The sequence below is a fragment of the Alteromonas antoniana genome, assembly GCF_019249295.1.
In the GTDB taxonomy this organism is placed as follows: Bacteria; Pseudomonadota; Gammaproteobacteria; order Enterobacterales; family Alteromonadaceae; genus Alteromonas; species Alteromonas antoniana.
In genome coordinates, this window is record NZ_JAESDH010000015.1 from 83,697 (window position 1) to 109,100 (window position 25,404).

Consider the following 25,404-nt stretch of genomic DNA (forward strand, 5'->3'; position numbering starts at 1 on the left):
CAAAGTGCACGGGCGGTGCACAATCAAATCATGCATCAGCATGTTAGTTCTCAAAAAGTGCTCTAGTGGTTTGCTCGGCCATAATCTCACACACAGGACATTTAAGCTGAATGCGCTGTTGAGATACCGTCAAATACAGACTGCCGCATCGACACCGGTGTAAGGATGCAAGCTGTGATCTTAAATCACGAGCTAGAACCCAACCTTCATTGATGGTCAGTTTTTTCCAGGGGATCTCAGCTGGAAGATCTGCCTCTTCTCTTGCAACCAAGTACGCATCGTAAGCCTTCATCAAAGCATCGATATTTAATTTCTTGTAGACATTATCACCACCAATATTGACATAAAGCGCCATCAGCAGGGAGCCTTCAACTAGGGCTCTTCTGCTTTTAACGATGGCATCAGATTCTGGCAATTGACCAGGACAAGGTGACTTGCCAGTCACTTCTTTGTGCAGCCTTCTGATAATGTGGATTGGCAAACCTGTATCGAGCGCGATAATGGTCGTTCGAAATCCGTACTTAATAAGCAGCGAGGCTCGGGTAAACAGCTCACTTTTGGACAGGTTATCAATCATGCATCCCCCTTGTTGTTTAGGGTTGATAATAAATAAGCGATTCTTGGGATACCTGTACCTTTGCTCTTCACCATCTCAATCAGTTGGCTTTGGTTACCCCTTGGTTGAAACAGCATGAATGATGAGGTCGCCACTCGTTGCAGGTCGTCAACACCGGCATTAATCAGTGCATCCACCACGTCGCGTGTAAGTCCAAAGCGCAAGACCGCCTCTTGCGGATCAATGCGCGCCAATTCACGTGCTGCGTGTAGGTACGCCAAATTTAATTGATAGAAGTCTTGTTGATTGGTTGTCATTGACGGACCTCCAGTTCATGTAAAATATTGCGATAGATAGAAAGCACTCTTTGCCCATACCAGCGTGCACGATCTTCGTTCCAACTGTGATAGCGGCCTATGCCAAGCTCTAAATCATTTGGTGAAGACTTGATTGCTTCGGCCAAAATACTTGAGCCGACCGTAAGGTTGGTGATGGGGTCTAGCAGTTCCGCTGCTGAGCTCACCCGATGCCCATGCCAATGCAAATTGATTTGCATAAGGCCAATATCGAGCTGATATTTTTCAGTCTCTTGCAGTGCCTGGTTTAACAGTTGCTCTGCTTCTGTCTTAGATTTGGCGTAGGTTGCGTTTGAACCATTGCGAATTGCGTATGGCCATGGACTGGTCATGTTGAGACCACGATGTGAGGCCGACTCAGCCAAGGCAACGGCGTAGAGCATGACTGGATCAATACCAACGCTTTGTGCTGCTTTTTCCCACTGATAGCCCGGAAACGCATAGACTGAAGTGCTTGCGGACATGGCTATCACTAGGGCAATGGTTTTTGCTTTAATCGTTTTCATTTTTGTCCTCTAATTGATTTCCGAGAAGCGCCTGAATGGCTTTCGGGCTTATTCTTTTTAATGGCACTGCGCTAAAGTCGGCGATGCCTCTCGTATAAACTTGTGCCGCTTTTGACCAGTCGCCTACGGCAACAGGCGCTTGCATATCAAATCCTTTTTGCTGGTTCTGATGGTCTGCAATACCCTGTAATAGCCTTGGGTATTCACCCACTTCGTCCCGTAGCAAGTAAGCCTGGTAGCGTGTTAAAAACTCTTTTTGCTTAAAGGGGTATTCCCTGTCATCAACCTTGCAGAGTTCAACCCATCCACCCATGTCTGAAATCACGCGGTGGATAAGCGCATCGTCAAACATCACGGATGTCCAAGCGCCAACCTGACGAACAGCCTTGTCAACTTTGTTCCAAGCAACCATGGCTCTTGAACCTGAGTTGCCGTCGATATGCTTGATGACGTCAGCGGGCTTTGGAAAAAATTGCCCAGTATCCGGTGATTGAATATGCCGAGTCAGACCGATTCGCACTTCTTCAATGCTATAAGCACGAAGGGCTTCAAATGCGATGGATAGCAATTGTGGTGATACGCTTTTGCCATACATGGCCCAAGCTGCTCCCCAAACTTCAGCAAACTCGCGTTTATCAACCTCCTGCACTTGAACGAACCTCCCGAATACCTGGTCCGGCCCAGCTTTCAGCAATGCGGCGATTGCTTTCTTCAATATTCAATTGGTGATTGCTGCCCTTTAGGCTCGTCGATGATTGCTGTACTTCATCAATGCGAACGTACTCGTCTTCCCATTGCCGGTTTAAAAGCCAGTTATGTGGCATAGGGGTCTTAGTCCGATCTTGATACTGTAATCGGTTGTCTCGTTGCTCTTTCCAGCGTGTTAGCACTTCCAAGGCGAGTTCATGGTCTTCATTGAGGCCCATGCGTAGCCATTCTTCTTTGGCTTTCGCTTTTTTTTCTTTGCGTATTTGTACATCCCAGAAGTCTTCAAACTGTATGTGGTCAACAGTTTTAACTGTTGGTTTATTGCTTCTCTCAGAGTCATCCGACCGTTGAGAGTCCCTTACCGGGTTGCCATCAGGCATAAACAATGATGAAAATTCTTCTGGTAGCCGAGCTTGAAAAGCGGCAAGAGATTTCAAAAGCGATGCCATACCAATGAAGTCGGCAGGTACATCTTTAAGCAACCGAAAGGCTGCCTTACCTTGGTTTGGGTTTTCGATTGGGTTGTGCTTCAGAAAGCTTCGAATCAAAGTCCAACCAGATCCCTCGCAACGAATCAGGAACTGATCTTGTTCTAACTCACTTAACGTCTTGGCAACCTGTTGCTCATCCCAGTTCAAGTCAGAAGCAACGTAACCAATCGGCAGTCGAAAGCAGCCAAGCAAATTACAATGTGGGCATGTAAGCAAATACAGTCCTAGCAACTTCGCTGAGTCACTCCAGGACAAAACATTTTGCTTTAGCCAAAAGCGGGTATAGACCTTGCCATAATCACGCATGGAGGAACTCGCTTTTGTGTTTACGTAAAATGCTGACCATTATTTGCCCTTAATCCTACTGGTTACTGGCTTTCAGCTCGCTTGGGCATTCGGGATAGATGTCCGGTCTTAACTGAGATCGGGTTACCTGTCCTTGCGTAGCTTGTTCGATGGGTAAAACGAATTCAGCGGGAACACGCCCTGATTTATTCAACCAAAACCAGACGTTTTGCTGTTTTGAGTTGATGGCTCTTGCTAATGCTGATTGCCCGCCGACCAAGTCAATGGCACGGCGGAGATGTTTTTGTGTCGTTTTGAACACTTCCATACCGTCTCCTGTTACAATAATAACTGTTACAAGATTGAATGTTACAGTTTAAACTGTAGATAAGTCAACAGTTAAAATTGTTGAAAGACTACAGTTTTATTTGTAGAATGCGGGCTTATGAAAACTTTATCCGAACGACTAAACCATGCCTTGCAGCTTACTGGGGTAACTCAGTCTGAGTTGGCTCGTCGCATTGGTATCAAACAGCAGTCGATCAGCCAGATTTGCTCTGGTAAATCGGCTAGGTCTCGTTACACCATGCAGATCGCGGAGGCGCTTCGCGTGAATGCTCATTGGCTCGCCACAGGTGATGGCGAGATTGGCTTGGGGGTCGGTAATGTAGAAGTCGGGCCTGATATTAAGGGAAGAATTCCTCTCATTAACTGGGTTCAGGCCGGTGATTGGACTGAAATAGCGGAGGGATTTGCCCATGAAGATGCTGAGGAGTGGCGTGAAGTCACTGGGAAAGCACATGAGGGTTGTTTCGCACTTCGCGTAAAAGGCGACAGTATGGAAAATCCAAGCGGAAAAAAATCCATACCTGAGGGGGCAGTGATCGTTGTTGATCCTGAGTTACCTTACTCTTCAGGTTCATTGGTTGTTGCGCGTTTGGATGATTCGAAAGAAGCAACCTTTAAGCAGTTGGTTATTGATGGTGAACAGAAGTATCTAAAACCTTTGAACCCGCAATACCCTGCAATACCGATCAACGGCAACTGCACCATCATCGGTGTAGTACGACAAGCTATCATCGATTTCTGGTAGCGAAGGAATTTGTGGTTTAGCCACAGTTGTTCATTAGCTGAAGAAGCAACGATTGCAAACAGCTACAACTGAGCATTGGTGCACGCTGAGAGTAAATGGTAACCGATTAGATAACCATTGATTGTTTATAAAGTCAAGATCAGCGAAAATAGCGGCCAATTACGATTAACACGACGGATTTGACAAGCGAAGAACTGAAAAGAGAGTACTTCCAAAAGTGTGTACAAATCCGTGTACAAACTAAAAGAATTTATACATGGCAAACCAAGATTTTCTTAATGAAATCAATAAGCGAAGGACCTTTGCTATCATCTCGCACCCTGACGCCGGTAAAACGACGATCACCGAGAAGGTATTGTTGTTCGGTCGCGCGCTACAAACTGCCGGAACCGTAAAGGGCAAAAAGTCCGGTCAGCACGCCAAGTCGGACTGGATGGAAATGGAAAAAGAGCGTGGGATCTCGGTTACCACCTCGGTAATGCAGTTTCCCTACAGCGACCATCTGGTGAACCTGCTCGATACACCGGGACACGAGGACTTTTCTGAAGATACCTACCGTACTCTGACGGCTGTTGACTCTTGCCTGATGGTGATTGATGCGGCAAAAGGGGTTGAGGATCGCACCCGTAAGTTGATGGAAGTCACCCGTCTGCGCGACACTCCCATTCTGACGTTCATGAACAAGCTGGACCGCGACATTCGTGACCCGATGGAACTGCTTGACGAAGTTGAAACAGAGCTGGATATCCTGTGCGCCCCTATTACCTGGCCAATTGGCTGTGGTAAAAGCTTCAAGGGCGTTTATCACCTGTACCGTGACGAAGTGATTTTGTATAAAAGCGGTCAGGGTCACACCATTCAGGAAGTCCGTATTATCAAAGGCCTGGATAATCCGGACGTTGATACTGCGGTTGGCGGCGATCTGGCGGAGACATTGCGGGATGAACTGGAGTTGGTTCGTGGCGCCTCAAACGAGTTTGACAAGGAACTGTTTATAGATGGACAGCTTACACCGGTATTTTTCGGTACCGCGTTAGGTAACTTTGGTGTCGATCACATGCTGGACGGCATGATTGAGTGGGCACCAGCCCCGCAGGGACGGGAAACCGAAGACGGCACTATTGACGCCAGCAGCGACAAGTTCAGTGGCTTCGTGTTTAAAATCCAGGCGAATATGGATCCGAAACACCGGGACCGCATTGCGTTCTGTCGAATCGTGTCGGGTAAATATGAAAAAGGCATGAAGATGCGCCACTCGCGCATTGGCAAGGACATTCGTATCTCCGATGCGCTGACCTTTCTCGCGGGCGACCGCTCGTTGCTGGAAGAAGCCTATGCCGGCGATATTATCGGCCTGCACAACCATGGCACAATCCGTATCGGTGACACCTTCACGGCGGGTGAAAACTATCGCTTTACCGGTATCCCTAACTTTGCGCCAGAGCTGTTTAAACGCATTCGCCTGCGCGACCCACTAAAACAAAAGCAGTTGCTGAAAGGCCTTATCCAGCTTTCCGAAGAAGGCGCGGTTCAGGTATTCCGGCCGATGGCAAATAACGACCTGATTGTCGGGGCGGTAGGGGTACTGCAGTTTGATGTGGTGGTTGCCCGTCTGAAAGCAGAATATAATGTGGATGCCCTGTACGAGCATATCAATGTGAGCACGGCGCGCTGGGTGTACTCAGACAGCGAAAAGAAACTGGATGAGTTCCGCCGAAAAGCTGAGCAAAATCTGGCATTGGATGGCGGCGACAACCTCACTTACATTGCACCGACCATGGTGAACCTGCAACTGGCGCAGGAACGCTATCCGGACATCGAATTTAAGAAAACGCGCGAACATTAAGACAAAGACAACCTATGAATATACATGCACTATTGGTTAGCCGGTTTACCGAAGCTTTAGAGACATTAGGCGTTGAAGACGCGCCGGTACCGGTAACGCGCAGCGCGCGCCCTGAATTTGGTGAGTACCAGTTCAACGGCGCCATGGCACTGGCCAAAAAAATGAAGCAGAAGCCGCGCGACATCGCTGAGAAAATCCTCGATGCGGTAACGCTCGGTGATGTGGCCCAGAAGCTGGAAATTGCCGGTCCGGGTTTCATCAATATCCATTTAAAAGACGCCTGGCTGGCGAACCAGTGTGAGCTGGCGCTGCATGATCCGCGTTTAGGCATCGCTAAAGCGCCGCAACAAAATGTGGTTGTGGACTATTCCTCTCCGAACCTTGCTAAAGAAATGCACGTAGGCCATTTGCGTACCACCATTATTGGTGATTCGGTAGTAAAAGTGCTGGAGTTTCTTGGCCACAACGTTATTCGCCAGAACCACATGGGCGACTGGGGCACCCAGTTTGGTATGCTGTTGGCGCACCTGTCTGACAAACTTCAGGAAGAAGTGGCGGAAACCGCATTGTCTGATCTGGAAGACTTCTACCGTGAAGCGAAAGTCCGCTTCGACGAAGAAGAAGGCTTTGCAGATCGCGCCCGTGAATACGTGGTTAAACTGCAGGGTGGCGATGCACAATGCCTGGCGTTATGGGAACGGTTTATCGATATCTCAATCGCGCACTCTGAAGAAGTGTATGAAAAGCTGAATGTGAGCCTGACCCGCAAAGACATCATGGGCGAGTCGGCGTATAACGCTGACCTGGCGAACGTGGTGGCCGACCTGAAAGAAAAAGGCATTGCGGTGGAAGATCAGGGCGCGCAAGTGGTGTTTATTCCTGAGCTTGCCGACAAAGAAGGTAACCCTGCGGTGTACATCGTACAGAAGTCCGGTGGCGGCTACCTGTATGCGACGACTGACCTGGCGGCAATGCGCTACCGAAGCGGGAAGTTGAATGCTGACCGTACACTGATTCTGACTGATGCCCGTCAGGCGCTGCACTTTAAACAAACTGAAATCGTAGGTCGTAAGGCTGGCTTTATGAAGCCGGAGCAAACCTATGAGCATTGCCCGTTCGGCATGATGTTAGGCAGCGACGGCAAACCGTTTAAAACCCGCTCTGGCGGTACAGTCAAACTGGCTGAACTGCTGGACGAAGCGGTAGAGCGCGCGACAAATCTGATCACGCAGCGGGATACCGACTTAAGTGGCGACGAGCTTAAAGAAGTCGCGCGTAAAGTGGGCATTGGTGCCGTGAAATATGCAGATCTCAGCAAGAACCGTACTACCGACTATATGTTTAGCTGGGATTCCATGCTGAGCTTTGAAGGCAATACGGCGCCTTATCTGCAATACGCCTACACGCGGGTAAAAAGTATTTTCCGCAAAGCCGGGGTATCACTGGCGACTTTACCGGGTGAAATCACGCTTACCGAAAAACAGGAGCATCACCTTGCCGTGTTGCTGATGCAGTTTGAGGAAGTGGTTGGCGTGGTATCCCGTGATGCAACACCACACGTGCTGTGTACTTATCTGTATGATGTGGCAAGCGCATTTATGTCATTTTATGAGGCCTGCCCTATCTTAAAAGAAGGCACGGAGCAGAAAACCCGGGAGAGCCGTCTGGCACTGTCAGCACTGGTTTCCAGAACACTGGAACAGGGCTTATCGTTACTGGGTATCGAAACACTGGAAAAAATGTAACAGTCACCGTACCGTTAAAAAGGCAGTGCTAATACACTGCCTTTTTTGTTTGTATTCATTTTGTCGTCTGTTTGCTTCTGACTTCGGATAGCTAACAGCACGGGATAAATTAAAAACTATTGGAGCACAACATGGCAAAACTTCTGGCCTTTGCAGGCAGTACCCGTAAGAACTCGTATAATCAGGCGATCCTCGATGTCGCTGCAGAAGGGGCCAGAGAGGCGGGGGCTGAAGTCACCATGATATCGCTGGCAGATTATGCGATGCCTATTTTCAATGAAGACGAAGAAGCGGAGTTCGGTATTCCTGAGCGAGCACAGGCTTTCAAAGAATTGCTGATTTCTCACGATGGCTTTCTGATTGCGTCACCAGAATATAACTCCAGCTATCCGGCATTGCTGAAAAATGCCATCGACTGGGCATCCAGAAAAGCGGGCGATGAAAAAGTGCTTGGCGCTTATAAGGGCAAAGTGGCAGGGATCATGGCGGCATCCGCTGGTGGACTGGGTGGTATGCGTGTGCTGGTTGTGCTTCGGATGTTGCTGGAAAATCTGGGGACCATGGTGCTGCCCACTCAACGCGCCGTGGCTAAAGTCAGTACGCTGCTGGATGACAATGGCGCAGTTAGCGATGAAAAAACCATCAAGCAGCTTAAATCGCTGGGAAAAGAAACCGCAGAGCTGGCCGCGAAAATCAACGCGTCCTGAGTGAGCTTACCGCACATCGTTGCGGATTAAAGATACAAGGTAGATGCGGTCAGTGATTGTTTTACATAACGCTGACTGCAATCAGCCGAACAAGCCTGAAAGGGAAACAGGCTAACTATGGGCTGCGCCTTCAGTATAAGTCAGTCATGGTATCCGCTTAATTTCTTATCCTTTCTGTCTCTCCACGCTATCAAAATTGCCGTAAATTCGTTACTATCCGCGGTCTTATATTATTTGTACCGCATGCTGCAAACGGATTGCTTCTGATTTGCGATTTTTTCGCAGCCAGAACTCTGCGAACGTGAGTTCCGGGCAGGGAAAGTCGCCGTTAGCATGAGACCGCATGCGATGAACTAAGGGTCATTGAACACGCATATGTTTGAAACCAATCCCGTATACAATGCATTGAAAGACATCCGTGAGCGCACCGATGCGCTTAGGGGGTATCTTTGACTTTGATACAAAGTCAGAGCGATTAGAAGAAGTTAACCGCGAGCTGGAAAGCCCTGAGGTCTGGAATGAGCCGGAACGCGCACAGGCGTTAGGCAAAGAAAAAGTTGCCCTGGAACAGGTGGTAGAAACCATCCAGAATCTTGATCAGGGAACTGAAGACGTTGAAGGCCTGGTAGAGCTGGCGGTTGAGGCTGAAGACGAAGAAACCTTCGAAGAAGCCAAAAAAGAAATGGAAGGCCTGATTGCGCAGCTGGAGACCTTAGAGTTTCGTCGCATGTTCTCAGGTCCGAATGACACCTGCGATTGCTATATTGATTTGCAGGCAGGTTCTGGCGGCACCGAAGCGCAGGACTGGGCGAATATGCTTCTTCGCATGTACCTTCGCTGGGGCGAGGCGCATGGCTTTAAAACCGAGTTAATTGAAGTCTCTGATGGTGATGTGGCCGGTATCAAAAGTGCTACGATTCGCTTACAGGGTGAATATGCCTTCGGTTGGTTGCGCACGGAGACCGGCGTCCACCGCCTGGTTCGCAAGTCACCTTTCGACTCAGGGAACCGCCGTCATACCTCGTTTTCTTCCGCCTTTGTCTATCCTGAAGTGGATGATGACATTGAGATTGATATCGATCCGTCAGATTTGCGCATCGACACCTACCGTGCTTCGGGTGCGGGTGGGCAGCACGTAAACCGGACGGACTCAGCGGTTCGTATCACGCACGAGCCAACCGGCATCGTCGTGCAGTGTCAGAACGACCGCTCACAGCATAAAAACAAAGATCAGGCGATGAAGCAGCTGAAAGCCAAACTGTATGAGTTTGAGCTTCAGAAGCAGAACGCTGAGAAACAAGCGATGGAAGACAACAAATCTGATATTGGCTGGGGAAGCCAGATCCGCTCTTACGTTCTGGATGATTCCCGCATTAAAGATTTGCGCACCGGGGTAGAAACCCGCAATACGCAGGCCGTGCTGGATGGCGACCTGGATAAATTCATTGAAGCCAGCCTGAAATCAGGTCTGTAAACGAACATTAGCAAGTGACAGGTTATGACCGACCAACAAACAGACGAAAATAAATTAATTGCTGAGCGCCGGGCGAAACTGAGCGCCATTCGTGAACAATGCCGTGCTAACGGCTTCCCGAATGCTTTCCGCCGCGAGAACTATGCCGAAGAGCTACAGGCTGAATTTGGTGAACTGGATAAAGAAACGCTGCAGGAAAAAGACCATAAGGTAAGCATTGCTGGCCGCGTAATGGCTAAGCGTGGCCCGTTCCTGTTGCTACAGGATATGACTGGCCGCATTCAGGCCTATGCTGCCAAAGAGGTTCAGAAAGACATAAAAGCCAAGTACGGTGCACTGGATATTGGTGACATTATTGGGGTGTCTGGGGCACTGCATAAATCCGGTAAGGGCGATCTGTACGTCAACATGGAAGAGTATCAGCTGCTGACCAAAGCACTGCGTCCGCTGCCGGAAAAATTCCATGGTCTTTCTGACCAGGAAACCAAGTACCGCCAGCGTTATGTGGATCTGATCACCAGTGAGCAAACGCGCAACACCTTTATGGTACGAAGCCGCATCATCAACGGTATTCGTCAGTATCTGACTACGCGCAACTATCTGGAAGTCGAAACGCCGATGTTGCAGGTGATCCCAGGTGGGGCGACAGCCAAACCGTTTACCACGCACCACAATGCCATGGACATCGATATGTACCTGCGTATTGCTCCAGAGCTGTATCTTAAGCGTCTGGTTGTGGGTGGGTTTGAGCGTGTGTTTGAAATAAACCGTAACTTCCGTAATGAAGGCTTATCAACCCGTCACAATCCCGAATTTACCATGCTGGAATTCTATCAGGCCTATGCAGATTACAATGATCTGATGAACCTGACTGAAGACATGCTGCGCACACTGGCAGAAGATATTCTGGGTACCACCACGCTGGTAAATACCGTGCGTGATTCAGAAGGTAACGTCACCGAAGAAAAGCATTATGACTTCGGGCAGCCGTTTGAGCGCCTGAGCATGGGTGATGCGATCCTCAAATACTGGCCAGAGGCTAATGAGGCTGCTATCCGCGATCCGGAAGCGCACCTTGATGAGCTAAAAGCCATGGCGAAACAGCTGCATATCAAAGAGCCGGAAGTTGATGGCATCTGGGGCGCAGGTAAGTATCTGTGTGAAATCTTTGAAGCCACTGCGGAAGAGAAGCTGGAGCAGCCTACCTTTATTACTGAATATCCGTGGGAAGTATCGCCACTGGCACGCCGCAACGACGACAACCCGTTCATCACTGACCGTTTTGAGTTCTTCGTAGGTGGTCGTGAGATTGCCAACGGTTTCTCTGAGCTAAACGATCCGGAAGATCAGGCTGAACGTTTCCGTAAGCAGGTAGAAGAGAAAGACGCCGGTGATGACGAAGCCATGCATTTTGATGATGACTATATTCGTGCACTGGAATACGGCTTGCCGCCAACAGCGGGTGAGGGGATTGGTATTGACCGTCTGGCGATGCTGTTTACAGACAGCCCGACCATCAAAGACGTTATCCTGTTCCCGCACATGAAGCCGCAGGAAAAACCTAACGCTGAGTAAGCGAGGTTACTTGTTCTACTAAAAGGGCATTGTGGGGAACCGCAATGCCCTTTTTCTTTGCCTGCAACACGATGTAGCCGTTAATGGCGTCAATTTCGGTTTGCCGGTGATGTACCACATCCTGATGCATGCTTGAATAATTGGCGGCGGTTGCTGCTGCGACGTCCCGCACGCGCGACACTAATGCTTTTGCATCGGCAGGTATACCTGATGCGCGCATGACCGCCGCAGTTTCATGACATATCTCATCTATCTGACTATCGAAACGGCCATTAAGCAATGTTCCATTAGGTATGTCATTGAGCGCTGTCAGTGGGTTTATGACGGCATTTATGCTCAGTTTGTGCCACAGAGACGGATAAATATCTGCGTGCCAGACCACATCCTGCAGACAGTGCCGCAGCGATGACAGCACCTGCTCCTGAATCGCGGTGAGTGGGCCGATATCCGGGCTGATAGAACCGATATCTGTGGTACCGCGACCTGTGATCCGGACGTGATTTTCTGAATGTTTTAACGCCCCCATTCTGGTGGTGGCCAAAAATACCGGATTATCGGGCAGAGTATGGCGTGCTGTTTCAGCGCCTCCCATGCCGTTGTGCATCAATACGACAGGCGTGTGCACACAAACGAAAGGTTGCCATTGCTGCAGGGCCGACGCTATCTGGTGGGCCTTTAGTGGCACAATCAACACATCGCTGCTATCCAGTTTTACTGGTTGCGATAACGGTGTGTTAAGCATGATTTGCTGATCTTGTTGATCGATCACTGTCACCGCTGCAGCGGGACTCCGTGAGAATACTCTGTAGGGGATGTTGTGCTTCGCTGCGCCAGCCGCGATCGCTGAACCTATAGCGCCGGTGCCGAGAATATTGAGCGTCATTATTCGTGACCTAGCGGGTATCAGGTGACGACGGGGCCGGGAAAGCGTACGCTGGCCAGTTCATCTTAGCGGGATCCCCCAGACTATCAAGCCACAGGGCAAACGCCTGCGTTGCGAAATGCTCGCCCTCTGCAGGTGGGCATTGTGTTGTGATGCGTTTTCCGTTGTGCATAAAACTCAGACGCCAGGCGTGTAAATAGGTGCGGTCTGACTGTGTGCCACCGTAAAGCGAGTCTCCGAGGATAGGAGAGCAAAGGCTTTTCAGCGCTACCCGAATCTGATGCGTTTTGCCTGTCAGTGGGCGCACCACAATGCCTCGTAACCCTGGTGCGATACTGCCGGAGAAGAATTGAGTGACTGCCAGGTTAGTCTGACTTTTTAACAGAATATGCTGCCCCCTACGGCGGTTTTGCATATCACCAGACACGGTTCCCTGCTTTTTTTTCGGCTTTTTATCAGTCACTGCAAGGTAGAATTTCTGCACTTCGCGATTAGCGAATTGTGCGCTCACAGACGCAGCTGTGCGGGCATTTCGGGCCAGACAAATCACGCCGGAAGTCACGGTATCAAGTCGATGGCAGAGATGAAGCTGGCTGTCGCCGCTTATCGCTTTCACCGCTGTGACAATGCCTTCGTCAGCATCATGCATGGCCATGCCGGTAGGCTTGGCAACGATCAGAAAATCCGGGTCCTCTCGCAGGATGCGGACAGGGTGCAACATACTTCAGGCTTCCAGTATATTCAGCGCAGACTGGTAATCCAGTTCATCGATATGGCCGCGCACGGTTTCTCGTACAGACGCATCCGAGTAAATGGCGTTGAGCCAGTCGTCAAGCTGAGTCTGCGGAATAAATTCGCTGGCTTTGAGCGCGTTGATAAGCGCTGCCTTTGCGGCGGTATCGGCCTCATCAGATGTTGTGTCAGCGGGGGATGTGCTGTCATCGAGTCGCGCTATCGCATCAAGCGTATCAGACAATATAACCACAAACGCCGGGTAGTGTTCTGGCACAGCATCTGCCTGTTTAAGTGCATCATCCAGCACTTTACTGGCTTGAAACAACGCACTCAGCCCAAGATTGCCGGCGACCCCTTTCAGCGTATGAATATGGGTGCGCGCAGCGGTAAAGTCTCGCTGAGAAAAATATTCCTGCATCTTGTCGTCTGTCTGCCGGTATTCATCGGAAAACTTACCAAGAAGCGTTAATAAAAGGGCTTTGTTTCCGCTAAGCTGCGAAATGCCGAATTCAAGGTCGATGAGGGTAATCGCTTGCGTCATGAATATTCCCTTGTTCAGTGTGACCCCAGTTTAAGCCAGAAAAACAGAAATTGATACAAACTGCCTGCCACTCATAGCGGCAAATTAGCGGATTCTCTGTTAGTCTTCTCCGTCGCATTGTCATTCGTAAACCGGGACAGGTTTTCGCACCGGTGAAAAAGGTGCACGGCGTGTAAACGTAAACAGTATATAAAATGTCAAACGAGTCTGGACGACGGTGGCGCTGTCAATAGCGTGAGAAGACGCTATCGGTTACGATGTCAGATTAAATTTTAAGGATGTACGATGATTTTGAAGTTGACCCATAACGCCCTCATCGCCCTGGGCATGGTGACCATCCTGGCAGGATGCCAGCAGGCGCCTCAGCAAAAGCCAGAGGCAACTGACTCCGCGAACCCGGTAGCACAGGAAAGCTTTATTCCCTATGAGAAATACACGCTGGATAATGGGTTGACCGTCATTCTGCATAAAGATGACTCGGATCCGCTGGTGCATGTGGACGTAACGTATCATGTCGGCTCTGCCAGAGAAGATGTCGGCAAATCCGGTTTTGCACACTTTTTCGAGCATATGATGTTTCAGGGCTCAGAGCATGTGGCGGACGAGCAGCACTTCAAAGTTATTACCGAGGCGGGCGGCAACCTGAACGGGTCGACCAATACCGATCGCACGAATTATTATCAGACCGTGCCGGCCAACCAACTGGAAAAAGTGTTGTGGCTGGAATCCGATCGAATGGGTTTTTTACTGCCGGCAGTAACGCAGGAGAAGTTTGAGAACCAGCGTGAAACCGTAAAGAATGAGCGTTCACAGCGTGTAGATAATCAGCCTTATGGTCTGCGGTTTGAGAAAACCGGCGAAGCCCTTTACCCTGAAGGCCATCCTTATTCCTGGTCTACTATCGGCTATGTAGAAGACTTAGACCGCGTCAGTGTGGCCGATCTGAAAGCGTTTTTTAAACGCTGGTATGGGCCAAACAACGCCGTACTGACGATTGGTGGTGATATCGATGTCGCTCAGACCAAGCAATGGATACAAAAATACTTTGGCAGTATCCCGGCAGGCCCAGAAGTCTCTGAACCTGAACCACAGCAAGTGACGTTAGACAAAACCCGCTTTGTTACATTGGAAGACAACGTACATTTGCCGTTATTGCAGATAACTTTCCCCACCGTCTATGCCCGTCATCCGGATGAAGCACCGCTGGACGTCTTGTCAGATATTCTTGGCGGCGGTAAAACCTCACTGTTTTATAAAAATCTGGTTAAGTCCGGCGTTGCGGTACAAGCCGGTGTGTCACATCCGTGTCGTGAGCTGGCTTGCGAATTTCAACTGATTGCGCTGGCGAATCCTGCCGTGTCAGGTAGCCTGGCGGACCTCGACAGAGCCATTACAGATACCTTAAAAGAATTCGAAGAGCGTGGTGTCATGCCGGACGATCTGGTCAGAACCAAAGCCAGCATCGAGGCGTCTACGGTGTTCGGTTTGCAAAGTGTCGCCGGGAAAGCGTCGTTACTGGCCAGCAACGAAACCTTTGAAGGCCAGCCTGACCTTGTGGCTGAAGACTTGCGTCGTTACCGTGCTGTAACAGCCGAAGATGTGATGCGTGTTTACCGTAAATACATCAAAGGGCAAAGTGCCGTGGTGCTAAGCGTTGTCCCCGAAGGGCAGACGGAACTGGCTGCAGCGCCGCAAAACTTTACGTTTCCCGGAAGAGACATACCCGAGTCAATCGCACTGGCAGACGGTGTATCTGCACCGGTTATTAATGAAGACATCGACCGTAGCAGCATGCCTGAAGCCGGGCCGGTACCTGTGGTGAAAGTCCCTGAATACTGGGAGACGACCATCGCGCCAGGCATTACGGCTTTGGGGATAACCAGCGATGAGACGCCCACGGTGACGCTGTCTATCAGTCTTGAGGGGGGAATGCTACTTGACCCTGCCGGGAAAGAGGGGACGGCGTTCCTTACCGCCCTGATGATGAATGAATCTACCAAGCGCTATTCCAATGAAGCGATGGCCAATGAACTGGCGAAGCTGGGAAGTTCAGTCAGCTTCAGCGCCGCCGGACGTTATACACAGATCTATGTTTCTTCCTTGACCAAAAATATCGACGCCACTCTGGCGTTACTTGATGAAAAGCTGTTTAGCCCGGCTTTCCTGGCTGAAGACTTTTCCCGTTTGAAAGAGCGCGTGATTCAGGGAATGCAGCAACAACAAAAGACACCTTCGGTGCTGGCAAAACGAGCCCGCGATCTGGTGTTGTTCGGTGAGAATAACCGGGTGAGTTACCCTGATGAAGGCACGTTAACCTCGCTACAGAACATTACGCTTGATGATGTGAAAGCGTTTTATCAAAAGTACTATAGTCCGGCAAAAGCCAGCATTGTGACGGTAAGCGATCTCAGTCAGGACAGTATTACCCGTTCACTGTCATTTCTCTCCGATTGGCAGGGCGAAGACTACGAGATTAAGGGGTACGCCGCGTTTCCTGACTATGACCAGCAAAACCTGTTTCTGGTAGACAAGCCAGGTGCTGTGCAGTCAGTAGTATATGTTGTAAAGCGTAGTCTTAAATATGATGCGACCGGTGAGTATTTCCGCGCGCGGTTAATGAACTTTCCGTTAGGTGGTGCGTTTAACAGTCGTATTAATCTGAACCTCAGAGAAGACAAAGGATACACATATGGCGCGTCCAGCAGCTTTCTGGGCGGGAAAACGCTTGGCTGGTTTGAGGTCAGTACCGATCTCACCGCCGCCAACACAGCCGAAGGCATCGAAGAGATTTTTAATGAGATTAATCATTATCGCGAAGACGGGATGACAGAGCAGGAACTGACGTTTATGCGCAACGCGTTTACCCTGAGTGATGCCCTGGACTATGAAACGCCAGGCAGTAAAGCGCGATTCCTCAGACAGCTGCAGTCGTTTAATCTGCCTGATGACTACCGCACGACTCAGGTGGAGATCCTTCGTAATATCGATACACAGACGTTGCAGTCGCTGGCGAAAAAGCATTTGACTACTGATACTATGCAGGTGATCGTGGTTGGAGATAAAGAAACAGTAATGCCCCAGCTAAACGCGCTGGGGATACCGGTAACATCGATGTCGGTAGTGGAGCCGTGACAACAGCGGCTGTCATTAAACGATATTAATACGCCAGCCGTGGCGTTTTCTGGCTGAATTTACGCTCACGGCTTGAATTACTAAAGTAGTTTCCCCATAACCGGGGAAAAACGACGACATGGACTGATACATTGACCATACCTGAATACTCTTTCAGCGAACGCCTTAAGGCATTGTCCCAAGACGATTTTCAGCAAGCCCTCACCGGCATCCGGCGTGGTGTTGAGCGTGAGGCATTGCGTATTAATAAGGACGGCAGTCTGGCAACGACACCACACCCCCGGGAACTGGGTTCAGCACTGACCCACGATTCCATCACCACAGACTTTTCCGAGTCGCTGCTTGAGTTTATTACCCCGCCAGAGACCAGTATCGATACGACCATGGGGCAGCTTCATGACATTCATAAGTTTGTGCTGAGCCACATCGGCGATGAAATGCTCTGGCCGATGAGTATGCCCTGCTTTATCGAAGATGAAGATCAGATCCCAATCGCCTATTTTGGTGAATCCAATGTGGGTAAAATGAAGCGCGTTTATCGCATGGGACTGAAAAACCGCTATGGCAGCATGATGCAGGCTATCGCTGGTGTACATTTTAACTTTTCACTGCCGGACACATTCTGGCAGGCGTGGTCGACATTCCATGGAACTTCATTTGGGCAGGAGCAGGTGTCTGCAGATTATTTTTCAATGATCCGCAATTATCGCCGACTGTGCTGGTTAATTCCTTACCTGTATGGCGCTTCGCCTGCACTGTGCGGATCGTTTTTGAAAGGTAAGCCGCATAACTTACCCTTTGAAAAAACGGGTAAGGGCACGTACTACCTGCCTTATGCGACGTCATTACGCATGAGTGATTTGGGTTACACCAATGCCGAGCAGTCAGCGTTGCAGATTTGCTACAACAAGCTGGATAATTACGTGCGTTTGTTGCGTGGTGCAATGGAAACACCGTCTACGCGTTTTGAAAAATTCGCTGCTGGTGAAGAAGGGCAATATCAACAGCTGAGTCACAATATCCTACAGATTGAAAACGAACTGTATTCGCCTATCCGCCCAAAACAACCAACCGCTTCCATGGAAAAGCCCACGGATGCTTTGGTTCGCCGCGGGATAAGTTACATTGAAGTGCGCGCACTGGATGTGAATCCGTTCTCAGAAGTCGGAATCGATGCCGGCCAGTTTGCCTTCTTGGATGTCTTTCTTCTGACCTGCCTGCTGATGCCCAGTGAGGAAATGACGCCAGCAGGGCTGGAAGAAGCAAATCACAACATGACAGCTATGGTACTTGAAGGACGTAAGCCAGGCGTGATGCTGCAAAAAGAAGGCAAAGACGTTACCATGACGTCATGGGCTGACGAGCTGTTTGCGAAATTCACCGAGGTAGCGCAGGTTCTGGATTCTGCGAATGAGACAACACGCTATTCAGCTGCGGTTAAGGTTGAATGGGAAAAAATAGATAATCCGGCGAAGACATTGTCCGGTCAGATTATTGAACAGTTGACAAAAAACAACGAAGATAATGGTGCGATGGGTATAAAGCTGGCCAGTGACTATCAGGCAGCAATTAGCCAATGGCAGTATACCTTTCAGAACGAAGAGTCGTTTCGCACGCTGGCCGCTGCATCGCTGGACGCGCAAAAAGCCGTTGAAGAAGCCGACGATAAAGATTTTGATACGTTTATCCGGGACTACTTCAGCGAGCCTCCAGCTAAAAAAAATGCCTGACTGGTGTCAGGCATTAGAAGGGTTCCAGGGAAACACACATTTTACTAGAACACTTAGTTGGACACGGTATGATCGAAAAGTTCAAACATCTGTGCATTTTTTTTTCAGGTTTGATAGTCCTCGTACCAGTTATCCTGGCTGGATGCGCCACGACGCCGCCTAAAGACAGCAGCAATATCTGTGAAATCTTCTACGAGAAAGATGACTGGTATGATGCTGCTGCGGCGGCGCGTGATAAGTGGGGCGCCCCTATTCACGTTCCTATGGCTATGATGTATCAGGAAAGTTCTTTCCGTCACGATGCATTACCTCCCCGTGATTATGTTTTCTTTGGCTTAATTCCGTGGGGAAGGGTAAGTTCAGCTTACGGTTATTCGCAGGCAAAAACACCTACCTGGGCAGATTACGTGCGAGAAACCGGCAACAGCTGGGCCGATCGGGAAGACTTTGAAGACGCCATTGATTTTATGGGATGGTTTATCTACAAATCGCAGAAAGTAAACGGCGTATCAAAATGGGATGCCTACGCACAGTACCTTAATTATCATGAAGGCTGGGGCGGATATCGCCGCAAGTCATACAATGCCAAACCCTGGCTTAAAAAAGTCGCTGCGAAAGTCAAAGCGCGCTCGCTACGCTATGCTACACAGCTGAAAACCTGCGAAGAAGATTTACAGAAAGGCTGGTTTATGAAGTTGTTTACCTGAGCCAGGTTTGCAGACAATTTCATCGCTGGGTGGTGGCAGGCAATAACAGCATAGCCACACAGAGAAACAAGCGCCGTGAGTGCTAAACAAAAGGAGGCTTCGGCCTCCTTTTTCTTTGCATTGCGATAACATGCTCTCAGAAGACGGATGCTTTGGTAGCAACGGCAGGCATGTTGATGAGATAGGAAAAAGAGAAGGGCAGGTGTGAGAACCTGCCCTTCAGCGACGTTAAGCCAAGACCGTTTAAAACCCAACGTCGAACAGGCAGGATCTACATTATTGCAAATGATAATGATTTGCAATAACTTTTTTATGGTCGGGTAAGACGACAATGTCTCATCGTTTTTACAAGACTCATTCCGGGAATTTCTCACGCATTTTCAACAGAGTCAGTCGTGCTTGATCCAGATCATACTTACCAGGCCATTGAAACCGGGCATTTGACCTGGATCAGTAAATGGATGACGGAATTGTCAGACACTCATCACATAGCGAAAAAGACACATGAGGAGAGCCGCTATGTTCATGACAATGTTAAAAGATCCGGTTGTTTGGGGTTCACTGTTAGGTATTTTTATTATCGTGTTGATGATGGCCTATTACACATACCTGTTTATGCACAACAGCGCGGATGAAGATAAATAAGTCTATGGTCACTCAGCGAGTCCTGAAGCATGCAGTTGCAAGACAGGATTCGCAGGGAATGGCAGTCGCCCTTGCCAAGCACTTCCCTAACGTTTTGCCGGGGCCATATCGTCGATATCAATGAGCACAAGCAGTGAAGCCTGACCGCCGTATTCCAGCGGTGCCTGGTGAAAAGCGCGCACGTTGGGATGCTGGATCAGGTAATGTGGCAGGGCACGTTTAAGAATGCCTTGCCCGATGCCGTGCATCACGCTGACACAGTCGATATGTTCTTTGCGCGCCGCATTGAGTAGCGCTGCCAGCTCTGCTTTGGCCAGCTCCTTGGTTAAGCCGTGTAAGTCCAACACCAGTTCAGGGTAAAAGTCGCCACGCCGTAACCGTTTGAGAGTATGGGTCGGTTCCCCTTCGCGACAATATCTTACCGGGCCTTCATCAGGCAGTCTTGCCTCGTACATATCAGAAAAATTAAATCTGGCCGCCACCTGACGGGATTGCGCTGAGTGTTTATCTGTACTTCGTTTGAACTGACGCTGGGCAGCGCGCCGGCGTTCCGGGTTTATCTGATCCTGTGCGAGCTTTTTGACGCCACGCATGGCATCCCGGAAGAGCGTTTCTTCTGCGGGCTCTTCACTGACAGCGCTGTCGACAACGGGCGTTTTGTGAAGTCTTATTTTCGCTTTCTTTAACTGATCTTTCATTTAGGCCGGATATCGTCAAATTAGGCATGGGCGAGCAAAGTATCTTTGGGTATGATAACAGCTTTGATAAAGCGGATGTACCAGAGCGCGAATGACCGACAAATTCTATCTTGAAGAAGCCATTGATGATCTTCATACCCTGCTGGACATGGTCCGGTGGGCGACCAGCCGGTTTAACGATGCGGCACTGTATTTCGGACATGGTACCGATAATGCCTGGGATGAGGCGGTAAGTCTGGTATTTCAGGCGTTACACCTTCCCCATACTATGACCACGCAGACGGGAGAGGCGCTCTTCCATGCCAGATTAACCAAAAGTGAGCGGGAGAAAGTGGCTGAGCTGGTGCTTAAACGCGTGCAAACGCGAATGCCTTTACCCTATCTGACGCATGAAGCCTGGTTCTGCGATTTGCCTTTCTATGTTGACGAGCGGGTATTGATCCCACGCTCGCCATTTGCTGAACTGATCAAAAAACAGTTTAAGCCGCACGTTACCGCCGCGCCATCCACTATATTGGATATGTGCACGGGCGGAGGATGCATTGCTATTGCGCTGGCTTACGCCTTCGATGAAGCTACCGTCGACGCGGTTGATATCAGTACCGATGCCCTGGAAGTGGCGGATATCAACATTCAGGAACATCAGCTGGAGCAACGCGTTTATCCCATTCACTCAGACTTGTTCACGCAGCTGAGCGGGCAGTCGTATGATCTCATCGTGACGAACCCGCCTTATGTTGATGCTGAAGACATGGCTGATTTGCCTGAGGAATATCATCACGAGCCTGAGCTTGCGCTGGCAGCGGGGGACGATGGTCTGGATTTGGTGGCGACCATGCTGGAACAGGCGCCGGCTTACTTAAACGACGGCGGCTGGATGTTTGTCGAAGTCGGCAACAGTGAAGTGCATATGGAAAATCGGTTTCCGGGGTTGCAGATAGAATGGATCAATTTTGAGTTTGGTGGGCAGGGGATCTTCGCTGTCTCGAAAACAGCGTTAACAGACTACTTTACGCGCGAGGATTAACAGAGAACTATGGCAGGTAACAGCTTCGGAAAAATGTTTACTGTCACCACGTTTGGTGAGAGTCACGGAATTGCAATAGGTGGCGTGGTAGATGGATGCCCACCGGGACTAACGTTATCAGAAGCGGACTTACAGGGAGACCTGGATCGCCGTAAGCCGGGAACTTCACGCTACACTACCGCGCGTCGCGAAGATGACGAAGTGCAGATCCTGTCAGGTGTGTTTGAAGGTAAAACCACTGGCACCAGCATTGGCTTGCTGATTAAAAACAAAGACCAGCGTAGTCAGGACTATTCCAATATTGCCGACCGTTTCCGCCCGGGTCATGCGGATTATACCTATGAACAGAAGTACGGTACCCGGGATTACCGTGGTGGCGGGCGTTCTTCAGCTCGCGAAACGGCTATTCGCGTGGCGGCAGGCGGAATTGCCAAGAAGTTTCTCAAAGACGAGTTTGGCATTGAGATAAAAGGTTACCTGTCACAGTTAGGGCCAATTAAAGCTGAAACGGTGGATCACAGCGTGACGAATACCAACCCGTTTTTCTGTCCGGACCCTTCAAAACTGGATGCGCTGGATGAATACATGCGTGACCTGAAAAAATCCGGTGACAGTATTGGCGCGAAAGTGTCTGTTGTGGCGGAAAATATGCCGGTAGGGTTAGGTGAACCAGTGTTCGACAGACTGGATGCAGATATCGCCAGCGCAATGATGGGCATCAATGCGGTAAAAGGCGTTGAGATTGGCGACGGTTTTGATGTGGTAGAACAAAAAGGCAGTGAGCACAGAGATTCGCTAACGCCAGAGGGCTTTGCCAGCAACCACGCGGGTGGGGTTCTTGGCGGGATCTCCAGCGGTCAGGACCTCATTGTGCATATGGCGCTGAAACCAACGTCCAGTATTTCCGTGCCCGGCAAGACTATCGATAAAGACGGCAACGAAATCGAAATTGTCACCAAAGGTCGCCATGATCCTTGTGTAGGCATTCGAGCGGTTCCTATTGCCGAAGCCATGCTGGCAATCGTTTTGATGGATCACTGTCTGCGTCATCGCGCGCAGAATGCCACCGCGCATTCTCAAACGCCTGTCATTCCCGGTAGCACGGGCTAACGCTGACAGTGAGATCTCACTTCGGGGATGACGGTTGAACGTCTCCCCACGCACGCAGTTAATTTTACTGGCAATCACCTACTGGTTTTATTTTGGTCAGTTAGGTGTTCTGGTTCCTTACCTCGGTATCTTCCTGGATGGCCGAGGCTTCTCATCGGCTGAAATCGGCGAGCTGTTTGCGGTCATTACGCTGGCACGGATTATTGGTCCTTCCCTGTGGGCCAGTATCGCCGATAAAACCGGTAAAAGCCTGGCGGTACTCCGGCTGGGCTGCTTTCTTACAGTTATCTCATTTTCCAGTGTATTTCTGTTTACCGGCTTTTGGGGACTTACTCTCTCATTCGGACTCATGATGATGTTCTGGACAGCCGTATTGCCACAGCTGGAAGTGATCACCATGCAATCCGTTGCGGGAACCCGGATAGGCTATGGCCAAATCCGGCTGTGGGGAAGTATTGGTTTCATTGTGCTGACCGTTGCATTGGGTAAAGCGCTCGATCACTTCACTACTGACGCGCCGGTTTATGCCAGCATTGCTGTGCTAACGATATTGTTCTTCAGTTCATTGTTGCTGCGTCAGCCAGCTATAAAAGCCAACGCCACAGAGCACAGTGGCAATCTGTGGCAGTTTGTTAAGCAACGCCCGTTTATTGTATTTTTAGTATCTGCGTCGTTACTGCAAATCAGCTTTGGTGCGTACTACGGCTTTTTCGCACTCTACATGCGCGATCTGGGCTATTCCGGCCAGCAAACCGGATTGCTGATTGCGTTGGGTGTATTAGCTGAAATCGGAATTTTCCTGATTGCCGGAAAGCTGATTAGCCGCGTTGGTGTGTGGGGGCTGTTGATGGCCTGTATGGTGTTAACCGCGGTGCGCTGGTATGCACTGGCCGACTTTGCACACAGTGGCTGGGTTGTGATGCTGACACAGCTTATTCATGCGCTAAGCTTCGGACTGACCCACGCTACCTCTGTTCATTTTATCCATCATTTCTTCCCGCAGTCTTTCCACAGCCGTGGTCAGGCCATTTATATCAGTATTGCGTTTGGGATGGGCGGCGCGCTGGGTAACTATCTGGCCGGACAAATGTGGGATCAGGGGACGAACGCGTTTAATACTTTCGGATTCTCAGCTATTACCGCGCTGGGGGCTGCTCTCGTTTTGCTGCTGTGTTCCAAAAAACGGATGAACGTGTAGCTCGCACCCAAGCATGTAAGCCTGCCATAACCCCTTAAATGACGTTGCGGCCACAACGTTTATCCTGTAAGCCCAGCCGTCATCTATTTCTCAGCTGCGCGGACCATCTTCGATACTGATCAACTTGCCGTTGTGAAATTCCAGCAGGCGTAAAAAGCGGCCGTTGCCTAAGTCGTAAGTCCAGCGCATCATATGGACGCGCTTGCCGTTCACTTCCACTTGTCCGAGGGAAAGCTCATCAAGCGGAGCGCCACACTTTCGCCTGACTTCGCCAGTTGTGTCTCCAGGCATCACCAGCTTGTTTTTACAGCGAAAGCCATCGGCCATAGCAGGGTGACTGAAAAGGAGAAAAGACAGCATTATCGTAAGACTGGCCAGGGCTATTTTAGCGACGTTGAACATCAGTATTCTCCAGGATGTTTTACTGCATTATAGCTTTAGAGTAGATCCGGACAAGTCTATGGTCTCTCAGTGAGCTGATATACATTATTGTTCCGCCTCATTTGCCTGGATGACTCGGCGCCGTGATCGATACGCGTTTGTCCAGAATGAAATTTGTACATTCAAGGTCAACAGGCCCAGAGTCTTTGTATTGCGTTTGCGGGTAAGGCCCGGACTTTGGTGTCTTATCATGGTAGGGTTATCAAGGTTGATAAGCGTATACATAACAGGGAAGCACTGATGATGCGTATTTCTGGTTTCACAGGGTTACTATTATTACTGGTAAGCCAATGCGTTCATGCACAATCCACAAAAGAAAACCTGTGGTTATTTTCGTTAGAAAATGCCAGCGGGCACACCAAAATTACCCAGGCTACAAAGCTGACTGACACCGCCGGATACAGTAATCAGCCGCATTTTTCGGTGGATGGCAGCAAGTTGTATTACACACAAGCTCTGACAACCGACGAGGGGCAGCAAACCGACGTGTTCGTGTACGACATTGTTCGTGGCTTTCATACCAACCTGTCTCGCTCAGCAACATCAGAGTATTCCCCAACGCCACGTTTCGATGGGAGTGGGTTATCGGTGATCCTCGTCGATAGCGACGGCAAGCAATGGTTATGGGGACTGGCATTTGACGGTACGAAACAAGCGCGCTTGTTTCAGGCGCAGCCCGTTGGATATCACGTATGGATAAACGAGAAGGCAGTACTGGCATTTGTATTAGGTGATGCGCAAAACAATGAACCGCATACCCTGCAAAGATTGTCGCTGAACGGCAGCGCGGTAATTATCGATCAGGATATCGGCGCAAGTTTGTGGGCGATACCTGGCAAAGGCATCTTTTCTTACACCAAAAATCCTGCGCCAGAGTCACAGCCTTCAACACTGATGGGATGGGATCCGGACGGGAACAGTGGCAGTGTGCTTACGCTGTTGCCGGATAATGTGGACTACATGGCCTGGACACCACGCGGAGAGGCTATCATTGTAAAAGGCAACGCAATCTGGCGCTGGAAGCCGGAAGAAATTTACGACTCGGAAGTGTCCACCACCAATGAGAATGAGGTAGAGGACAGTATGCTTGCCAACACCGTCAATGGCTGGGAGAAATGGCTGGATATCGGCACCTACTGTCCGAAGGGAGGCAGCCGTCTGCATATGTCACAAAACGGCACTTATCTCGCGGTAGTGTGTCAGGAATGATGCTGA

The 25,404-nt window shown here is 49.9% G+C and carries 25 protein-coding genes; 14 read left to right on the forward strand and 11 right to left on the reverse strand.

The genetic code is table 11. The features are described 5' to 3' along the window. Nucleotides 1–43: 43 nt before the first annotated feature. From JKP77_RS13545 to JKP77_RS13570, 6 genes are read right to left on the reverse strand one after another with little or no spacing between them, the layout of a single operon-like run. On the reverse strand, nt 44–577 hold the full coding sequence (locus JKP77_RS13545; RefSeq protein WP_000566752.1) for a FlhC family transcriptional regulator: 534 nt from the start codon (nt 575–577) through the stop codon (nt 44–46). After that, a complete protein-coding gene (locus tag JKP77_RS13550; protein ID WP_000210563.1) occupies nt 574–873 on the reverse strand; it encodes a flagellar transcriptional regulator FlhD in 300 nt (99 codons plus the stop codon). Before JKP77_RS13550 ends, JKP77_RS13545 begins: the two co-directional genes overlap by 4 nt. After that, the gene (locus tag JKP77_RS13555) at nt 870–1,418 is read right to left on the reverse strand and encodes a lytic transglycosylase domain-containing protein (protein ID WP_040132806.1); all 549 of its coding nucleotides are present in this window, start codon (nt 1,416–1,418) and stop codon (nt 870–872) included. Before JKP77_RS13555 ends, JKP77_RS13550 begins: the two co-directional genes overlap by 4 nt. Continuing rightward, nucleotides 1,405–2,067, reverse strand: coding sequence for a DUF6475 domain-containing protein (locus JKP77_RS13560; protein ID WP_007105460.1), 663 nt, complete (start codon nt 2,065–2,067; stop codon nt 1,405–1,407). The genes JKP77_RS13555 and JKP77_RS13560 overlap by 14 nt, the downstream gene beginning before the upstream one ends. Next, entirely contained in the window at nt 2,054–2,923 is an 870-nt protein-coding gene (locus JKP77_RS13565) for a hypothetical protein (RefSeq protein ID WP_040132807.1), read from the reverse strand. The genes JKP77_RS13560 and JKP77_RS13565 overlap by 14 nt, the downstream gene beginning before the upstream one ends. Nucleotides 2,924–2,978: 55 nt before the next feature. Continuing rightward, entirely contained in the window at nt 2,979–3,230 is a 252-nt protein-coding gene (locus JKP77_RS13570; RefSeq protein ID WP_024015942.1) for a helix-turn-helix domain-containing protein, read from the reverse strand. 117 nt (nt 3,231–3,347) lie between these two features. Between JKP77_RS13570 and JKP77_RS13575 the strand changes: the two genes are divergently transcribed. From JKP77_RS13575 to lysS, 6 genes are all read left to right on the forward strand, one after another. After that, on the forward strand, nt 3,348–3,995 hold the full coding sequence (locus tag JKP77_RS13575; protein WP_000854920.1) for a LexA family protein: 648 nt from the start codon (nt 3,348–3,350) through the stop codon (nt 3,993–3,995). A 256-nt stretch (nt 3,996–4,251) separates the two neighbouring features. After that, nucleotides 4,252–5,841: a peptide chain release factor 3 gene (gene prfC, locus JKP77_RS13580; protein WP_218311701.1), complete on the forward strand. Its 1,590-nt coding sequence runs from the start codon at nt 4,252–4,254 to the stop codon at nt 5,839–5,841. A gap of 14 nt (nt 5,842–5,855) precedes the next feature. After that, a complete protein-coding gene (gene argS / locus JKP77_RS13585; RefSeq protein WP_218311702.1) occupies nt 5,856–7,586 on the forward strand; it encodes an arginine--tRNA ligase in 1,731 nt (576 codons plus the stop codon). A 131-nt stretch (nt 7,587–7,717) separates the two neighbouring features. Next, nucleotides 7,718–8,293, forward strand: coding sequence for an NADPH-dependent FMN reductase (locus JKP77_RS13590; RefSeq protein WP_218311703.1), 576 nt, complete (start codon nt 7,718–7,720; stop codon nt 8,291–8,293). Nucleotides 8,294–8,668: 375 nt separating this feature from the next. Then, nucleotides 8,669–9,767 (forward strand): peptide chain release factor 2 gene (prfB, locus tag JKP77_RS13595; RefSeq protein WP_218311704.1). Its coding sequence is split into 2 segments (ribosomal slippage): nt 8,669–8,743 and nt 8,745–9,767, totalling 1,098 coding nucleotides; the frame shifts between segments, so codons are not numbered across the junction. Nucleotides 9,768–9,791: 24 nt separating this feature from the next. Next, entirely contained in the window at nt 9,792–11,342 is a 1,551-nt protein-coding gene (gene lysS, locus JKP77_RS13600) for a lysine--tRNA ligase (RefSeq protein ID WP_218311705.1), read from the forward strand. Here lysS and JKP77_RS13605 read toward each other — a convergent pair. Genes JKP77_RS13605 through JKP77_RS13615 form a run of 3 tightly spaced genes read right to left on the reverse strand, consistent with a single transcriptional unit; the run spans nt 11,329 to nt 13,501 of the window. Continuing rightward, nucleotides 11,329–12,225, reverse strand: coding sequence for a ketopantoate reductase family protein (locus JKP77_RS13605; protein ID WP_218311706.1), 897 nt, complete (start codon nt 12,223–12,225; stop codon nt 11,329–11,331). The two genes, lysS and JKP77_RS13605, sit on opposite strands and share 14 nt — an antisense overlap. A gap of 10 nt (nt 12,226–12,235) precedes the next feature. Continuing rightward, nucleotides 12,236–12,946: a TIGR01621 family pseudouridine synthase gene (locus JKP77_RS13610; RefSeq protein WP_246601209.1), complete on the reverse strand. Its 711-nt coding sequence runs from the start codon at nt 12,944–12,946 to the stop codon at nt 12,236–12,238. A 3-nt stretch (nt 12,947–12,949) separates the two neighbouring features. Then, nucleotides 12,950–13,501, reverse strand: a complete 552-nt coding sequence (locus JKP77_RS13615) for an Hpt domain-containing protein (protein ID WP_218311707.1) — start codon at nt 13,499–13,501, stop codon at nt 12,950–12,952. Between the two features lie 285 nt (nt 13,502–13,786). Here JKP77_RS13615 and JKP77_RS13620 point away from each other — a divergent pair, with 285 nt between their 5' ends. From JKP77_RS13620 to JKP77_RS13635, 4 genes are all read left to right on the forward strand, one after another. Beyond that, nucleotides 13,787–16,633, forward strand: coding sequence for a M16 family metallopeptidase (locus JKP77_RS13620; protein ID WP_218311708.1), 2,847 nt, complete (start codon nt 13,787–13,789; stop codon nt 16,631–16,633). A 131-nt stretch (nt 16,634–16,764) separates the two neighbouring features. Further along, on the forward strand, nt 16,765–18,363 hold the full coding sequence (gshA, locus tag JKP77_RS13625) for a glutamate--cysteine ligase (protein ID WP_218311709.1): 1,599 nt from the start codon (nt 16,765–16,767) through the stop codon (nt 18,361–18,363). Between the two features lie 68 nt (nt 18,364–18,431). Next, nucleotides 18,432–19,070 (forward strand): transglycosylase SLT domain-containing protein, encoded by a 639-nt coding sequence (locus tag JKP77_RS13630; RefSeq protein WP_218311710.1) that lies wholly within the window; start codon nt 18,432–18,434, stop codon nt 19,068–19,070. Between the two features lie 519 nt (nt 19,071–19,589). After that, a complete protein-coding gene (locus tag JKP77_RS13635) occupies nt 19,590–19,715 on the forward strand; it encodes a DUF3149 domain-containing protein (protein ID WP_218311711.1) in 126 nt (41 codons plus the stop codon). A gap of 86 nt (nt 19,716–19,801) precedes the next feature. Here the strand turns inward: JKP77_RS13635 and smrB are convergent, their stop codons facing one another. Further along, a complete protein-coding gene (smrB, locus tag JKP77_RS13640) occupies nt 19,802–20,413 on the reverse strand; it encodes an endonuclease SmrB (RefSeq protein ID WP_218311712.1) in 612 nt (203 codons plus the stop codon). A gap of 91 nt (nt 20,414–20,504) precedes the next feature. On the opposite strand from smrB, the gene prmB reads away from it, so the two are divergent. The 3 genes from prmB to JKP77_RS13655 are packed head-to-tail and all read left to right on the forward strand — an operon-like array spanning nt 20,505 to nt 23,748. Continuing rightward, nucleotides 20,505–21,440: a 50S ribosomal protein L3 N(5)-glutamine methyltransferase gene (gene prmB, locus JKP77_RS13645; protein ID WP_218311713.1), complete on the forward strand. Its 936-nt coding sequence runs from the start codon at nt 20,505–20,507 to the stop codon at nt 21,438–21,440. A gap of 9 nt (nt 21,441–21,449) precedes the next feature. Then, nucleotides 21,450–22,550, forward strand: coding sequence for a chorismate synthase (gene aroC / locus JKP77_RS13650; RefSeq protein ID WP_218311714.1), 1,101 nt, complete (start codon nt 21,450–21,452; stop codon nt 22,548–22,550). A 34-nt stretch (nt 22,551–22,584) separates the two neighbouring features. Further along, the gene (locus JKP77_RS13655; RefSeq protein ID WP_218311715.1) at nt 22,585–23,748 is read left to right on the forward strand and encodes an MFS transporter; all 1,164 of its coding nucleotides are present in this window, start codon (nt 22,585–22,587) and stop codon (nt 23,746–23,748) included. 90 nt (nt 23,749–23,838) lie between these two features. On the opposite strand, the gene JKP77_RS13660 is transcribed toward JKP77_RS13655, so the two are convergent. Beyond that, nucleotides 23,839–24,150, reverse strand: a complete 312-nt coding sequence (locus JKP77_RS13660) for a DUF2845 domain-containing protein (protein WP_218311716.1) — start codon at nt 24,148–24,150, stop codon at nt 23,839–23,841. Between the two features lie 279 nt (nt 24,151–24,429). On the opposite strand from JKP77_RS13660, the gene JKP77_RS13665 reads away from it, so the two are divergent. Next, nucleotides 24,430–25,398 carry a TolB family protein gene (locus JKP77_RS13665; protein ID WP_218311717.1) on the forward strand — a complete coding sequence of 323 codons (969 nt, stop codon included), beginning with the start codon at nt 24,430–24,432 and terminating at the stop codon, nt 25,396–25,398. The last annotated feature ends 6 nt before the right edge of the window (nt 25,399–25,404 follow it).

Excerpts from the sequence above, each read along its gene's own strand:
- JKP77_RS13545 (WP_000566752.1), bottom strand. The coding sequence starts at position 577 with ATGATTGATAACCTGTCCAAAAGTGAGCTGTTTACCCGAGCCTCGCTG.
- JKP77_RS13550 (WP_000210563.1), bottom strand. The coding sequence starts at position 873 with ATGACAACCAATCAACAAGACTTCTATCAATTAAATTTGGCGTACCTA.
- JKP77_RS13555 (WP_040132806.1), bottom strand. The coding sequence starts at position 1,418 with ATGAAAACGATTAAAGCAAAAACCATTGCCCTAGTGATAGCCATGTCC.
- JKP77_RS13565 (WP_040132807.1), bottom strand. The coding sequence starts at position 2,923 with ATGCGTGATTATGGCAAGGTCTATACCCGCTTTTGGCTAAAGCAAAAT.
- JKP77_RS13570 (WP_024015942.1), bottom strand. The coding sequence starts at position 3,230 with ATGGAAGTGTTCAAAACGACACAAAAACATCTCCGCCGTGCCATTGAC.
- JKP77_RS13575 (WP_000854920.1), top strand. The coding sequence starts at position 3,348 with ATGAAAACTTTATCCGAACGACTAAACCATGCCTTGCAGCTTACTGGG.
- prfC (WP_218311701.1), top strand. The coding sequence starts at position 4,252 with ATGGCAAACCAAGATTTTCTTAATGAAATCAATAAGCGAAGGACCTTT.
- argS (WP_218311702.1), top strand. The coding sequence starts at position 5,856 with ATGAATATACATGCACTATTGGTTAGCCGGTTTACCGAAGCTTTAGAG.
- JKP77_RS13590 (WP_218311703.1), top strand. The coding sequence starts at position 7,718 with ATGGCAAAACTTCTGGCCTTTGCAGGCAGTACCCGTAAGAACTCGTAT.
- lysS (WP_218311705.1), top strand. The coding sequence starts at position 9,792 with ATGACCGACCAACAAACAGACGAAAATAAATTAATTGCTGAGCGCCGG.
- JKP77_RS13605 (WP_218311706.1), bottom strand. The coding sequence starts at position 12,225 with ATGACGCTCAATATTCTCGGCACCGGCGCTATAGGTTCAGCGATCGCG.
- JKP77_RS13610 (WP_246601209.1), bottom strand. The coding sequence starts at position 12,946 with ATGTTGCACCCTGTCCGCATCCTGCGAGAGGACCCGGATTTTCTGATC.
- JKP77_RS13615 (WP_218311707.1), bottom strand. The coding sequence starts at position 13,501 with ATGACGCAAGCGATTACCCTCATCGACCTTGAATTCGGCATTTCGCAG.
- JKP77_RS13620 (WP_218311708.1), top strand. The coding sequence starts at position 13,787 with ATGATTTTGAAGTTGACCCATAACGCCCTCATCGCCCTGGGCATGGTG.
- JKP77_RS13630 (WP_218311710.1), top strand. The coding sequence starts at position 18,432 with ATGATCGAAAAGTTCAAACATCTGTGCATTTTTTTTTCAGGTTTGATA.
- JKP77_RS13635 (WP_218311711.1), top strand. The coding sequence starts at position 19,590 with ATGTTCATGACAATGTTAAAAGATCCGGTTGTTTGGGGTTCACTGTTA.
- smrB (WP_218311712.1), bottom strand. The coding sequence starts at position 20,413 with ATGAAAGATCAGTTAAAGAAAGCGAAAATAAGACTTCACAAAACGCCC.
- prmB (WP_218311713.1), top strand. The coding sequence starts at position 20,505 with ATGACCGACAAATTCTATCTTGAAGAAGCCATTGATGATCTTCATACC.
- aroC (WP_218311714.1), top strand. The coding sequence starts at position 21,450 with ATGGCAGGTAACAGCTTCGGAAAAATGTTTACTGTCACCACGTTTGGT.
- JKP77_RS13660 (WP_218311716.1), bottom strand. The coding sequence starts at position 24,150 with ATGTTCAACGTCGCTAAAATAGCCCTGGCCAGTCTTACGATAATGCTG.
- JKP77_RS13665 (WP_218311717.1), top strand. The coding sequence starts at position 24,430 with ATGATGCGTATTTCTGGTTTCACAGGGTTACTATTATTACTGGTAAGC.